Below are 14526 nucleotides of genomic sequence, written 5' to 3' on the forward strand. Positions count from 1 at the left end.
TTCTATAGTAATAGGTATTTTCGAATCAGGTGCCTAGAAAACACCTTAAACACATAGCGGATTAGTTGCCGAAATAACTAATCTTCCGCAATTTAAAAGCTTTAACTCATTGTATGCTAATAGCTTTGTCAGGTGTGGCTATGCCATATACCCCCTTCGGGGAAAGGCGTAACGACGGACTAGATGCCGTGTTTCTTAGTGCCCAGCACTCTTTTAGAATGTCATTAAGGAACGTCTAACATCTAAGAATTCTTTATGAATACCATTATTGAAATTACTGAATTATGTGGCAAAAGGCATGACAATATTATGCGTGACATCAAGAAAACGCTTGAAGAACTTAACGCCCTCAAATTTGAGGAGGTTGATTTTGGTGGGCACTACCTTGATAACAAAAGTGAAAGCCGCCCTTGTTATAACCTGCCAAAGCGTGAATGCTTAATTCTTGTTTCTAGTTACAGCACTGCCTTACGAGCAAAGATAATTGACCGTTGGAAAGAGTTGTAAAGACAAGTAGCTATTCCACAAATTGATTACTCCAAACCCGAAGTATTACTTGGCGCCTTAAATCATCTACAAAATCAAATTAAGCAGAAAAACCATGTTATTTCAGAATTAGCACCAAAAGCAAAAGCTTTAGAAGGCTTAAAACGCTCTGATGGTTTGTTTGGTTTGATTGAAGCCGCGAAGATGTTGGAGATAAGACCAAAGGATTTAATAGATTACTTACGTAAAAATGATTGGGTGTATCGACGTGGTCCATTGTTACCTTAATCAGGATAAAATCAACAAAGGATTCATGGACTGTTATGCCATCACCATTCAAAAATCGGATGGAACAGAAAAGGTGCTGCCTTCAACAAAAATCACACCTAAAGGATTGGCGGCATGTTTGAGAGAACAAGTCCACGGAGGTGTGCAATGAAGGTAGATTCTAACTTCTTATGCGATTTATGGATGGCATTATCTCAATTTTCTAGACATGAAAATATGAGTGATAAGATTGTACTGCTCTAGTTGACATCATGAGTTTAGTAGAAAAAGCTTTGATTTTAAAACTTCAAGATGAAGTGCCTATCCTTCTTTCGATATCTTTCTCATCTGACGCTCCATAAAAAAAGCCCCACAAAAGTGGGGCTGGATAAAATGATGTTCTAATCAATCTCGCGTTAATTATAATAAAGTGGCTCGCTACATCCACGGGCGCCTATTTTTTCATCTTCTACATAACGAGAATGCGCAAAATTCCGTACAAGATGATCATTGTTAGAGCCACCAGTCCAATCGCCTCCTTCCAACATAACATTTATGTCTACACGTAAACTGCTTCCTTGCTCCCCTGTATGCCATTTAGTCACTGGATAACAACCAGACAAATATTGCCAAACATAACCGCAACCATCCTCACAACCGATATGCGAAATCATCCGTCTATTGTTTGTATCAACGTGTCCTCCAGACGTCTTAAGAGAAGGCGCTTGATTGCCGACAATACTGGTTGCTTGATTACTTCCATACATGCATGGCGAAAACTCATCACTCGTCAAAAATCTCTTATTAACAGACCAAAAATCAAATGCATGATCCGCATAGCTACGATTGGTCGTAATCGGAACACCATATGCCAACTTTACATTTGCATCTGTCCCTGATTGAAGATAAATATCAACCCAAATATTCTTCCACGGATCGTAAACCATTCCCTCTGGATCAGTCCTCGGACAGTGATTTAAACACCAAACAGAATTGGGCAAAACATCCCCCGCTTGGTAACCCGATAAGAGATGACCTTCAATCTCACCAACATCCGCACATAGCGTATGAAATCCACCGATCTTTTCAGAATTATCCTTTGTATAGCCATCAGGAGCCGTCGGATTTTGCGAAAGCTCAAAGGATAGCTCATTCGTCTGATCTTTTAAGATGAGATATATATAATAATCCTTTCCTGCTTCAAGATCTTCGTCAAAAGTCATCCTTCCACGCCCTGGAACGCGGTAAAAGATGGACCTATCCCCATTCTCTCCACCATGATAAAAGCGAAAACATGCCCCGTCATTGATCACAACACCTTTTCTATTTTTCGGATCGGCTTCCAGAATTCTGTCAGGTTGATGAAAACGCACATTCTCTAAAAAATTAGTGGAAAGAGAACCTACCTTACTTTGAAGTTCAGAAAGACTGTCACTGTTCCTCTGTGCCTTCTCTTGAACTTCTGTCAATGCACTCTTCGCTTCTTCCGCTAACACTTTTGCCTCAGAGGCGGCTGTATTCGCAGAATTTGTCGTTGCTGTCACCGTGTCTAATGAACTCTTGACCTCTCCAAGCCCTTACTTTGTCGTATCAGCCTCTTCTTTTGCTTGCTCCGCAACATTTATCGCTTCTTCCGCTGTTATCTTCGCAGTCTCAGCTACTTCCTTGGCTTCTACAACCAAAGGTTCTACCTTATCTGCCTTAACCTGCACCGCTTCACAAATGATCAGATCAAATTCTGATAAACCGTATTTCTCTTGCGCATCCGCAATCACTTGGATTAATTGGTAAGTAGCAAACACCACGGTCATTGCATTCGCTAAGACTTTATTTATTTTTTTCAAAGCTTTTGAACATCAGTTGGTAGCTGATAGAGCCAAGATCTGAGACATCGAGTTCGACAACAGCATCTTTGTTTTACGACTCTTGCCAACTTATGTATCAGAATACACCACAAAGGAATGAAACAGTACTTCTGTATAGCGTGTCCATTCTCTTATCGTTTGTGACATCAAAGCCAGAAAAGGCACGAGAAACAAAACACGCTCTCCAGTTCCGGCTATTTGTTGTGCTATCTTAAAGCTGGTAAAAATCTTCTCCGTTCCAAATGCCATAATAAGTTTGCCACGGTCTGCTTCTTTTTAACCATCACAGACTTTCTCATACTTTTGGATTTGTTGAAAAGTTATCCCTAATTGGTGCCCTAATTGCTTTTACGACATTCCCAGCATTTTTTTTGAAAGCGATTTTTTGCCTATAGAAATGTCGTTAAAATGTGGCTTTTTGCTTTTCACTTTCAAGTCCCCCGCCGGTTGCGAGCACCCTCGCATTAGTATTCCGAGAGCCTGAAAGTATTGAATACGAACCAGATTTTTACTTTTAGTGCTCATAGCACCTAGACATAGAAAAATATCCCATAATTCGGAGACACCCACAGAGTAGGCTCATTTATGATCGAACTTTAGGGCTTTCAGACCCTACTAATCGTTGAGTAGACGAGCAAAATCACTCTTTAAGTAATAAAGTAATTTCAGGAGATTAGCAATCAAAATGAAAATAATCTCAAAGACTATAAGATTGAGCACTCTTCAAAAGAGGATAATGCGAAGGGCTGTCATCGTGGTTAGTCATTAACCTACATAATGCTTCTTTTCCAGAAAACGCAAAACGCGATATAAGAAAAAATGTTGTTTGCAAAGTTTTCTCTTGCCTATACAAAGAGAAAATGAAAAATTTGGAGGGCTCCCATGATAAATGACATCTACTGTGTTGGATACAATTATGTTGAACATGTTCATGAACTAGGTAATGTTGTTGAAGATGAACCCGTTATCTTTAGCAAGCCAAAAAGTTCACTCGTTTTAGGCAATGAAATTTATCTCCCTAATTTTTCCAAAGAAATACATTTTGAAACCGAAATTGTACTCAAAATCTCAAAGGACGCTTTCATGATCATGGAGGAAGAAGCAGAAGAATGCTATGATGCCGTAGCAATAGGTCTTGATCTCACCGCGCGGGATTTGCAAACAAAACTGAAAGAAAAAAAGCTTCCTTGGCTTTTATCGAAAGGATTTAAAGGCGCTGCATACGTCTCTGACTTCATAAACAAAGAAAAAATAAACAACCCAATAACCTTTGCAATGAAGTTAAATGGCGAAACAAGACAAGTTGGCAATACGAAAAATATGATCTTTAACTTTGAGAAGATAATCTCATTTTTAAGTCACTACATTCAGCTAAGACGTGGTGATCTCATATACACAGGCACTCCACAGGGTGTAGGAAAACTTTCTCAGTTTGACAGAATAGAATTGTATCTCGAAAATCAATTAATTTCAGAGCTAAAAGTAAAATGAATCATCAAATACTGACCTTTTTCATTGTTTCATTTTTTTTTAGTCATCTCACTGGGGCCGAATATGGCCCTTATCATCGATAATGCAACGAGATTGGGAAGAAAGAACGCATTTGTAAACGTTTTAGGATTGTGTACAGCAACATATGTGCATGGGGCATTTTCCACACCTAGGTGTATCAGCGCTCATTCTCAACAACAAAACGCTGTTTTTTTTAGTAAAACTCATGGGTGGCAGCTATTTATTATACATGGGCTTTAAATCAATTAAATCTGGAATACACAGCTTAAATTCAAAAGAAAGAAGTTCAACGAATGAAAAGCATGCTACGAGTGAAACAAAGCTTTTAACCAGCTATATGGACGGTTTTCTGACACAAATACTAAACCCCAAAGTATCTATATTTTACATAGCAGCTTTTCCAAAATTCTTAGCTTCTGGAGGTAGCATTAAAAAAGGTTTTGAACTTGTCACAATACATTCTTTCAACATCTTTGCATGGTTTACTTTAATGACCATTTTTATATCATTTGCCAGTACCGCCTTAAAAAAGCAGCGGGTAAAAGGCTCGATTAACATTGCGACAGGAACAGTTTTATCTCTGTTTTCTTTTTTCATTTTCTTTGGATAGTTTTATCTTTGATTACAAATTGTAAAGTTAATAGAGCAATCTTTTCCTGATTCTGTCTCTCACTATGAATAGCTCAATCTCTAACAGAGCTTATACAATCCCCAGTTCTTTTTTTCTTTATATAACTGAATTACGTTGCATTTCTTTATCATACTCTCAAGGACGTTTGTGTAAACAATGTGAGTTTCTCGCAATATTTTATAAAATGTTACCAATATCTAAACAAAATCCTTATTCATCACTTTAAAAAAAATAAGCTATGATATTCCTCTTTTCGTTTATGAAACAAAAGTAACTTTTTGATTTATGATAGCACCATACAAACAAAAAAATGATTTAAAAATCATTTTAATTTTCCATTAAAAATTGTTTCTTAAACTAAGATGAGAACTCTCGAGTGCTATTTGAGCAAAAAGTAACTCTCACCATTATGAATAATAATAAATAATGCACTGATTACAAATAATAAGTTCCAAAAAATTATAAAAACTCCTGACAACTTTCTGAAATAATTTTAAAAGCCCCACGTCTTTTAATGAACAATTAATTTGTTATTCATAACAATAAAAAGCTCCCCATTCAAATATCTGTTACGTTATTTAAGAGGACAACATTCTCTTTTTTCAAAAGCATATTCCTAAAACATATTCTTTTCTTTATCCACACAAAATCATAAAAAACGTTTTTTTCCTTTACACCTCATTTATATCATGCTTCGATACAAAATAATGCTTTTTTAGTGTAATTTAATCTCAAAATAATTAAAGGGAACCCCCAAAAAATGAGCTACAAACAAAATTTAAAAGATAATTCTCAGAATAAGTTACAGCGTGGACTACACAACCGACATGTACAACTTATAGCCATTGGTGGTGCTATTGGAACAGGTCTCTTCATGGGGGCAGGAAAAACAATTAGTGTAGCAGGTCCTTCCATCATACTCGTTTATGCTATTATCGGTTTTGCTCTATACTTTGTCATGCGTGCTATGGGAGAATTGTTGCTTTCTAATTCACAATACCGATCTCTTATTGATTTTTCAACCGATATGCTAGGACCGGGAATCGCTTTCTTTGTTGGCTGGAGCTATTGGTTGAGCTGGGTTGTAACTGGAGCTGCTGACATTATTGCCATCATCACTTATATGAACTTTTGGTGGCCAACACTCAATCCATGGTTTACCGTTTTTACCTGCATTAGCGTCTTTTTAATCTTTAACCTCTTTGCCGTAAAACTATTCGGTGAACTTGAATTCTGGTTTGGTCTTATCAAAGTCGTCGCAATTTTAGCATTAATTGTTGTGGGATTTTATATGATCGTTACGGGCTTTACCTCTCCCAATGGTACGGTTGCTTCTCTCAATCACGTATGGAACGATGGCAATATCTTTCCGCGAGGAATGACAGGTTTTTTTGCTGGATTTCAAATTGCTATTTTTTCTTTTGTTGGTATAGAAATTGCTGGAACAACCGCTGCTGAAGTAAAAGAACCTAAAAAAGTGCTCCCCAAAGCAATTAATGCAATACCGGTCCGTATTGTACTCTTTTACATTTTTTCTCTCGCTGTAATTATGTCTGTCACACCTTGGGATCAAATTGTTCCAGATAAAAGCCCCTTTGTCTCGATGTTTTGGCTTGCAGGCATTCCGATAGCTGCTGGCTTGGTAAACTTTGTCGTTATCACCTCAGCTGCCTCTTCAGCAAATAGTGGTATTTTTTCTACCAGCCGTATGATATATGGACTTGCAACACAAAAAGGTGCCCCTCCAATTTTAGGTAAACTTTCCAGATACCATGTTCCAGCCAATGCTCTATTCTTTTCCTGTTTATGTATTTTAATAGGGTATACAATTGCCTCACTCTCTCCAAGCCTCATAAGTGCTTTTACAATTGTGACAAGCATTTCAGCTATTGCATTTTTATTCGTATGGTCTGTAATTTTGATTAGCTATATTGTGTATCGTCGCAATCGCCCTCATCTACACGCTGAATCCATTTATAAAATGCCAGGAGGTGTTATCATGTGTGGGATAATTTTAGTTTTCTTTGTTTTCATGCTCTATTTGTTGACATTAGAAGCTGATACTCTACTAGCCTTAAAATATAGTATATTCTGGTTTGTTTTCTTAGGTATAATGTATTTTATGTTTGTAAAGAAAAAAATAACTCAAGGTAACAAATAAAGTCTATACATAAAAACATCTCAAAAAAGGGTAATTTTAGTTACCCTTTTTCTACTTAACCTCCTCCCCAAACATCAAAAAACGACGATTCCTACCGGCACCGGTTTGTAAACAATCCGGCTTATTAAGGGGGAATGCTGCTGATCATTTATATGGTTCACCTACATAAGGCTCTATGGGCTAGCCCTGCCCTGAACACTCACCACCCATTCTAAAAATACTTAATGCGTAAAATGTTATATGCTTTATATCACTACTCTACACAACAGTATTTTACTGCACAATAGGATAAGAAACGAGCTATTCTGTAAAAAATTCTCTATAAACTTCACTGACATTGTTTACTAATAAAACATGAGATTTATCTAAAACTTTCCCCCCCAAAAAATTTATATTCAATTTTTTATCAAAATTAAAAATATAGCTCTAAACAGAATATATCTTAATAGCTATCTGCAATAAAAAAAGATTCTATGAAAATATTTTTCTATTTGTAATAAATTTTAAATATTAATACTTAAATGTAAATTTAAAATATATTTTTTAATGTTTCAAATAATAGTTTAAATATTTAAAATTATTTTATTTATATACAAAGTTTTATATTTAATAAGTTTACAATTTTATTTATATTTTTATATAGATAACAATATCTATAAATAAATAAATTTAAATATAAAGATATTTATATAAAAATTAATATAAACAAATATACATAAATATAAATTATTATTTATATACATATAATATAATATATAATATAAATTATATTATATATAATATATATTACTTATGTATAAAACATAAAAAATCAAAAAAATATAATACAATTTATCTTTTGTTTCTTATATATAAAATAATTATTCCATTAATTAATAATGTTTTTGCTTTATTCACATATAGTCATAGAAAAAAATTCCTTTACTCCTTAACCATAGCGTGTTCCGATAGAAGGAATTACCTTTTTTTAGGGTAATTTTTATTTAAAAATAACTAAGGAGAACTCCCCAAAAATGAACAAACAAAATTTAGAAAAAAAACCTAAGAAGAAATTGCAACGTGGACTACATAACCGACACATACAACTTATAGCCCTTGGTGGAGCGATTGGAACAGGTCTCTTCATGGGATCAGGAAAAACAATCAGTGTAGCAGGCCCCTCAATTCTACTCGTTTATGCAATTATTGGTTGTGCTCTATACTTTGTCATGCGTGCTATGGGAGAGTTATTGCTTTCTAATACACAATACCGATCTTTTATTGACTTCTCAACCGATCTTCTAGGGCCATGTGCCGGATTCTTTATCGGCTGGACATATTGGTTGTGTTGGATTGTCACTGGAACTGCTGAAATTATTGCTATTGTCACTTATACACACTTTTGGTGGCCTGAGCTCAATCCGTGGATTCCTGTTATAATTGGTCTTATGTCCTTTTTAATTCTTAACCTCGTCGCCGTAAAACTATTTGGCGAACTTGAGTTTTGGTTTGGTTTTATCAAAATCGTAGCAATTCTAGTCCTAATCGTTGTAGGATTTTATATGATCTTTACCGGTTTTGTCTCTCCAAACGGTACGGTTGCTTCTCTTAGCCATATATGGAACGGTGGGAATATTTTTCCGCGAGGAATTACAGGCTTTTTTGCTGGATTTCAAATTGTTATTTTTGCTTTTGTTGGCATTGAACTCGCTGGAACAGCTGCTGCTGAAGTAAAAGAGCCTCAAAAAGCTTTACCACAGGCTGTTAATTCAATACCAATCCGCATTGTATTCTTTTATATATTCTCTCTTCTTGTGATTATGTCTGTGACGCCGTGGGATCAAATCAGTCCAGAAAAAAGCCCATTTGTAACAATGTATGCACTTATTGGTATCCCAACTGCTGCAGGTTTGATGAACTTTGTTGTCCTCACAGCTGCCGCATCTTCAGCAAATAGTGGAATTTTTTCTACCAGCCGTATGATATATGGGCTAGCAACACAAAAAGGTGCTCCTAAATTTTTAGGAAAACTTTCTCGTAACCACGTTCCAGCCAACGCATTATTCTTTTCATGTATATGCATCTTATTTGGTTATGCCGTTGTATCGTTATCTCAAACACTCATAGCTGCTTTTACAATTGTTACGACAATTGCCGCAACTTTGTTTATATTTGTATGGTCTATCATTTTGATCAGCTATATCGTCTATCGCCGCAATCGTCCTCTCCAGCATACTGTCTCTCCTTATAAAATGCCAGGAGGTGTTGTTATGTGTTGGGCGCTTCTTGTTTTCTTTGCATTCATTATCTATTTATTGTCATTAGAAGCTGACACTGCCATAGCTTTAAAATACACTCCAGCATGGTTCATATTTTTAGGAATTGTATACTTTCTTTTTGGGAAAAAGAATTATGCAAAAAATTAAAAAATAAAGCTTATGTTTCCAAAAACATATAAAAAAGGGTAACTAAAGTTACCCTTTTTTTGATATTTATCTATAAAATTATAAAAGCTATTGACAAAATATCTCTGTAGAATCTTCAATTACGCTCTTTATCAACCAAAGCATTCGATTTTATCCAAGGCATCATAGAACGAAGTTTTTTACCAACTTCTTCAATAGGATGATTATCATTTAAACGCCGCATACTTTTAAAATGAGCAGCACCAGCTTTATATTCTTGAATCCAATTCGATGTAAATTTACCCGTTTGAATATCTTTCAATATACGTTTCATTTCTGCTCTGGTTTCATCCGTAATCACACGTGGACCAGACATATATTCACCCCATTCAGCTGTATTAGAAATCGAATAATTCATATTTGCAATGCCCCCTTCATACATGAGATCAACAATCAGTTTAACCTCATGCAAACACTCAAAATAAGCCATTTCCGGCGCATAACCTGCTTGTGTTAATGTTTCATAACCTGCTCGAATCAATTCAACAAGACCACCACAAAGAACCGCTTGTTCACCAAAAAGATCAGTTTCGCACTCTTCTTTAAATGTTGTTTCAATCACCCCAGCACGTCCACCACCAAGTCCACATGCATAAGATAATGCTACATTATGTGCATGCCCTGAAGCATCTTGCGCCACCGCTATTAAGCAAGGAACACCACAACCCCGTTGGTATTCATGACGAACTGTATGCCCTGGACCTTTAGGAGCAATCATCACAATATCAACGTTTTTTTTAGGTTCAATCAAGCCAAAATGAATGCTCAAACCATGCGCAAAAGCAATCGCTGCCCCATCGTGTAAATGATCATGAATATGTTCCTTATAAATATCAGCTTGCAATTCATCTGGTGTTGCCATCATGATGAGATCTGCCCATTTTGCTGCTTCAGCAACACTCACCACTTCAAAACCATCAGCCATGGCTTTTTTAACTGTTTCCGACCCTGAACGCAAAGCTATTTGCACATTTTTAACACCAGAATCTTTCAAGTTTAAAGCGTGCGCACGCCCTTGAGAACCATAACCAACAATGGCTACTTTTTTCCCTTTAATGAGATTAACATCCGCATCACGATCATAATAAACACGCATAAAAAATTCCTTCTTTCTCTATTTAAACTGGATTTCAGATTATTTTTATTCAATAAGAAACATTATCTACAGTGCATCACACACTTATAAAGACAAAAAAAACCGCTTATAAGAACACAGCAATTGAATAATTTTAAAGTTTACATATTGCATAGAAAAAACTGTAGTCCCCAAACATTCCTAAAACATATACGGATCCCCAAATAAACTTCAACTGCTATTCTACAAAAACAATAATTACACAAAATAAGATTTCTAAAGAAAATTTAGCTAATATTCTACTCTTTTATCGTGCAACAACGCTATATTCTAAAAATTAAGATACAACATACAATCTTTAACATGAACCAAATCAATACGGATAGCAAGAAAAATTACAAAATAACAAGTATTGTTTTAATACAACCTTCAAAAGCATATACAACAATATCTTTAGAATAATAGAGAGGATGTTTTTACTTTTTACGTTCTTTTAATATCCACGCCTCTCACACGAAGAAGCCCCCATACGGCTATTATGTTATCCATTTATGGCGCCTTATAAAAAAATTTTAATATGCTCAAGCCCTTTTCAAGAATTCCCTATAATAGTGTAAGATTTATTGCACATCACTCTCTTTACTTCATAAAGCTACAAGTCGATATCATCATTCTATTTAACAGCTCCTATTGCATTAAGCTTATTCATAAGGAGATTTTACGTTATACTATTTACAGATAACCCAAAAATGAGCTCAAATATCAAGAAAATTTGTGTATTGATCCATTAAAATCCTACGCACTCCTTTATAAGGGAAATACTTTCAAAACCCTACTTCTTCTCCATTCAAAGAAATTATAATAAGAAGATTTTAAAACTTCCTCATAATGGATAGTACAAATAAAAAACATCGCATGCACTCAAAAACAAAAGATAGAAAGCAACCAATAAATAGAGGAACAATAGAATATTTATAATGCACGATAATAGTGCTATTTATCTCAACATATATAAAATTGTTTTTTAAGATAAATTGGCAAACCTCTATAAAAATTTCTTTTCCAATTTTTATAGAGAGAAAAAGATTACGATAATAACCGGATAAAACGCTGAACAGTCTCATGTATTCCATACTCTAATGCATCAGCAATGAGCCCATGGCCAATAGAAACTTCATCAAGCCAAGGAATATTTTTGACAAGAGCAGGAAGATTCATAAGTGTCAGATCATGCCCTGCGTTTATACCTAACTGCAATTCTTTTGCTCTTCTTGCTGCTAAAACAAGTTTATTGAGCTCTTGATCTTGTTTTGTTTTATCCTGAAATGCACCACCGTAAGGTCCCGTGTAAAATTCCACACGATCAGCGCCCATTGCTTTAGCAATATCAAGACCATCGACAGTAGGATTAGCAAAAAGGGATACACGAATCTTTCTGTTTTTTAAATTCTGAATAATAGGTGCTAAAAATTCTGCATCATGAGCAAAATTCCAACCATGATCAGACGTTGACTGATCTGGATCATCAGGAACAAGGGTAATCTGATCCGCATAGTTTTTAGCGATATCCAAAAATTGATCACTGGGATAACCTTCAATATTAAACTCAGCAGTAGGAAAAGTGTTCTTTATTAAACAGTATATATCTGGTAAATCCGCAAAACGAATATGCCTTTCATCAGGGCGCGGATGAACCGTCAAACCTGCTGCTCCAGCAGCAAGCGCTATATGCCCAATATTCGTTATACTTGGCCACGGAAGATTACGTCGATTACGCAAAACAGCAACAGCATTAAGATTAACCGAAAGTTTTACCGCCATGCCCATTTCCATTTTTTTATAGTGTGTAACAAGATAGAAAAAAGGCATTTTCCATCTGAAACTTAGATGATATACACATCTTTTTTCTATCGAACAATCGTTAAACGTTCTGCTGCGCGGGTAATTCCCGTATAAAGCCAGCGCGCATACATATCACGAAATGCAAAACTTTCATCAAACAAAACGACATTATTCCATTGAGAACCTTGCGCCTTATGAACCGTTAATGCATACCCATAATCAAAATCATCATATCGCTTTTTTAATTGCCATGAAATTTCTTGATCAGGGTTTTCAAACGCTGCTTTTAAAAGTTTAATCTTTGCTACCCCACGCTCACTTTCTTCTGGTTTCACAAGAAGATTAATACTTGGTTTAACGGTCTCCTTCTGTGAAGTCATCACCTTCCATAAAGAGCCATTCAACAAACCTTTAATAGGATCATTTCGCAAACACACCAGTTTATCTCCCGCTTGTGGATAATCTGCTGTAAATCCCTTTAACACACGCAAACGCTGATTATAAAGGTGGCGTGTACGATTAACCCCTACCAAAACCTGATCAGCATCCAAAACCAATTGTTGATTGACCTCTTTACGTGTCACAACGCGCGCTTCTCCATAGTCACCATAAGCAATATCGCGTCCTTCACGTACATCCATAGCAAGACGTATAATCGGATTATCTCGCGCTTGCCGATGAATTTCTGAAAGAAGAAAATCTGGTTCTCCATTAGAAAAAAAGCCTCCACCTGATATAGGAGGCAATTGACCTGGATCACCAAGAACAAGAATTGGCGTTCGAAAACTCATTAAATCACGGGCCAATTTTTCATCTACCATCGAGCACTCATCAACAATAATGAGTTTAGCTTGTGCAGCAGCACTTCTTCGATTTAACATAAATGTTGGAGCAATAGACTTTTTTCCTGTTATTTCATCGGAAACTTCCTCTTCTCCACGCGGACAATAAATCAGCGAATGAATCGTACAAGCATTGCTTGCACCTTTAGAACGCAAAACCTGCGCCGCCTTCCCTGTAAAAGCAGCAAATTGAACAGAACCATCAACTGTCTCTGCAAAATAGCGTGCAAGCGTCGTCTTACCCGTCCCCGCATAGCCAAAAAGGCGAAAAAGAGGAAAACGCCCTTCCTTCAACCACGCGGCAACAGCCTTCAATGCATTATCCTGTTCCGGCGAAAACTGCATAGCTTACCAACATAAGATTTGCATAAAAAGAGCAGTATTTTGAAAAAAAACGACTATCAAGAAAAACCTTTTTATTAAGAATTGCTGACACACGCCCATCTAACAACTTTCGTAGCACAATTATCAATTATTTACCCATTGTTTTTTCAAGATATTGTAACAATCTAAATTTTATCTATACATCGATCTTCTTGGACACCTTATGCGTATCAAATAAAATATCATTTTTTACAACAGTAACACCAACAATGGAAGATGCATATCTTAAATTTAAAATAACACCTATATACGCTTTTTCTAACCAAAATTTAGAATGAGAAAAAGAGCATTGCAATTGCAAAACCCTCACTAGAAAAAATGTCCTTAACAGGATAAAAATAATGTAATTTTTGAACGCTATTTTACAGAATCAATCAGCTTTCTTGCACATAAAATAAAGTACATCCACTATTACGAAATAATAATTAAATATATCAAAAACCTTTTAGCAGAAATAAAAATAGCTCTCAACAAAACGACTTAATCCTATGATGATACACCTATAAAGTTCCTATCTCCCTCTCATCATGATTTTAATAAATTTACTCTTCATGCTACAAATAAGTGATATCTCAACGAATAAAGAGAGACATCACACTTATATGAAGCACGCTTTATCTCGCACAAATATGTAGCTTTTTCTGTTTCAACAATAAAATATGGTTCGTAAGTATGGCCTTCTTGGTGGTCTATTATAGAAAACTGGGACATGGCTTTAGTCCAGCGTAGCACTTCAGGTTCGTCCTCTAGAATATGAGAAAAGCGCAATTCTCCATCTACTGAGTCAAACTTTTTCTTTTTGTCGCAATGTTTTAAAGTTTATAAAAACTAACTGATTAATGCTATTCTTATTGCTAGAAATAACAAGACCTCTTTTTATCTATATAGATAATTGATTTTATATATCTTTTTTAAAGTACGGGATACGTGGATAAAAGTTAGGGAATAGGATTTTCTAACATTTCTCTATAAAGCACGCTTCGCACAATGTTTCTAATGTTTCTTTGAAGTCTGCTA

The 14526-nt window shown here is 35.6% G+C and carries 9 protein-coding genes and 2 pseudogenes; 5 read left to right on the forward strand and 6 right to left on the reverse strand.

Annotated features, from left to right (window positions below; all coding sequences use genetic code 11):
- The first annotated feature begins 255 nt into the window (after nucleotides 1–255).
- Nucleotides 256–925: pseudogene (locus tag ACFIQC_RS08290) on the forward strand (phage antirepressor KilAC domain-containing protein).
- Nucleotides 926–1169: 244 nt separating this feature from the next.
- Here ACFIQC_RS08290 and ACFIQC_RS08295 read toward each other — a convergent pair.
- The 3 genes and pseudogenes from ACFIQC_RS08295 to ACFIQC_RS08305 form a co-directional block, all read right to left on the reverse strand.
- Nucleotides 1170–2297, reverse strand: coding sequence for a hypothetical protein (locus tag ACFIQC_RS08295; RefSeq protein ID WP_375707002.1), 1128 nt, complete (start codon nucleotides 2295–2297; stop codon nucleotides 1170–1172).
- 33 nt (nucleotides 2298–2330) lie between these two features.
- Nucleotides 2331–2597, reverse strand: coding sequence for a hypothetical protein (locus ACFIQC_RS08300; protein WP_375707003.1), 267 nt, complete (start codon nucleotides 2595–2597; stop codon nucleotides 2331–2333).
- 90 nt (nucleotides 2598–2687) lie between these two features.
- A pseudogene (locus ACFIQC_RS08305) lies at nucleotides 2688–2879 on the reverse strand (DEAD/DEAH box helicase family protein); the annotation flags it as partial.
- A gap of 621 nt (nucleotides 2880–3500) precedes the next feature.
- Here ACFIQC_RS08305 and ACFIQC_RS08310 point away from each other — a divergent pair.
- From ACFIQC_RS08310 to ACFIQC_RS08325, 4 genes are all read left to right on the forward strand, one after another.
- Entirely contained in the window at nucleotides 3501–4109 is a 609-nt protein-coding gene (locus ACFIQC_RS08310; protein ID WP_375612032.1) for a fumarylacetoacetate hydrolase family protein, read from the forward strand.
- Nucleotides 4110–4260: 151 nt separating this feature from the next.
- Nucleotides 4261–4740: a LysE family translocator gene (locus ACFIQC_RS08315; RefSeq protein ID WP_375612031.1), complete on the forward strand. Its 480-nt coding sequence runs from the start codon at nucleotides 4261–4263 to the stop codon at nucleotides 4738–4740.
- 781 nt (nucleotides 4741–5521) lie between these two features.
- Complete coding sequence (locus ACFIQC_RS08320) at nucleotides 5522–6922, forward strand: amino acid permease (RefSeq protein ID WP_375612030.1); 1401 nt, start codon at nucleotides 5522–5524, stop codon at nucleotides 6920–6922.
- Between the two features lie 1013 nt (nucleotides 6923–7935).
- On the forward strand, nucleotides 7936–9327 hold the full coding sequence (locus ACFIQC_RS08325) for an amino acid permease (protein WP_375612029.1): 1392 nt from the start codon (nucleotides 7936–7938) through the stop codon (nucleotides 9325–9327).
- Nucleotides 9328–9442: 115 nt separating this feature from the next.
- Here ACFIQC_RS08325 and ilvC read toward each other — a convergent pair whose 3' ends face one another.
- The 3 genes from ilvC to ACFIQC_RS08340 all read right to left on the reverse strand — a co-directional run bounded on the left by ilvC (nucleotide 9443) and on the right by ACFIQC_RS08340 (nucleotide 13470).
- Nucleotides 9443–10462 (reverse strand): ketol-acid reductoisomerase, encoded by a 1020-nt coding sequence (gene ilvC / locus ACFIQC_RS08330; RefSeq protein ID WP_375612028.1) that lies wholly within the window; start codon nucleotides 10460–10462, stop codon nucleotides 9443–9445.
- A gap of 1065 nt (nucleotides 10463–11527) precedes the next feature.
- The gene (locus ACFIQC_RS08335; RefSeq protein ID WP_375613393.1) at nucleotides 11528–12262 is read right to left on the reverse strand and encodes a pyridoxine 5'-phosphate synthase; all 735 of its coding nucleotides are present in this window, start codon (nucleotides 12260–12262) and stop codon (nucleotides 11528–11530) included.
- 86 nt (nucleotides 12263–12348) lie between these two features.
- Entirely contained in the window at nucleotides 12349–13470 is a 1122-nt protein-coding gene (locus ACFIQC_RS08340) for an ATP-dependent RecD-like DNA helicase (protein ID WP_375613392.1), read from the reverse strand.
- Nucleotides 13471–14526 lie beyond the last annotated feature (1056 nt).

This window comes from Bartonella sp. AA126HLJHH, from assembly GCF_042197425.1.
GTDB lineage: Bacteria > Pseudomonadota > Alphaproteobacteria > Rhizobiales > Rhizobiaceae > Bartonella.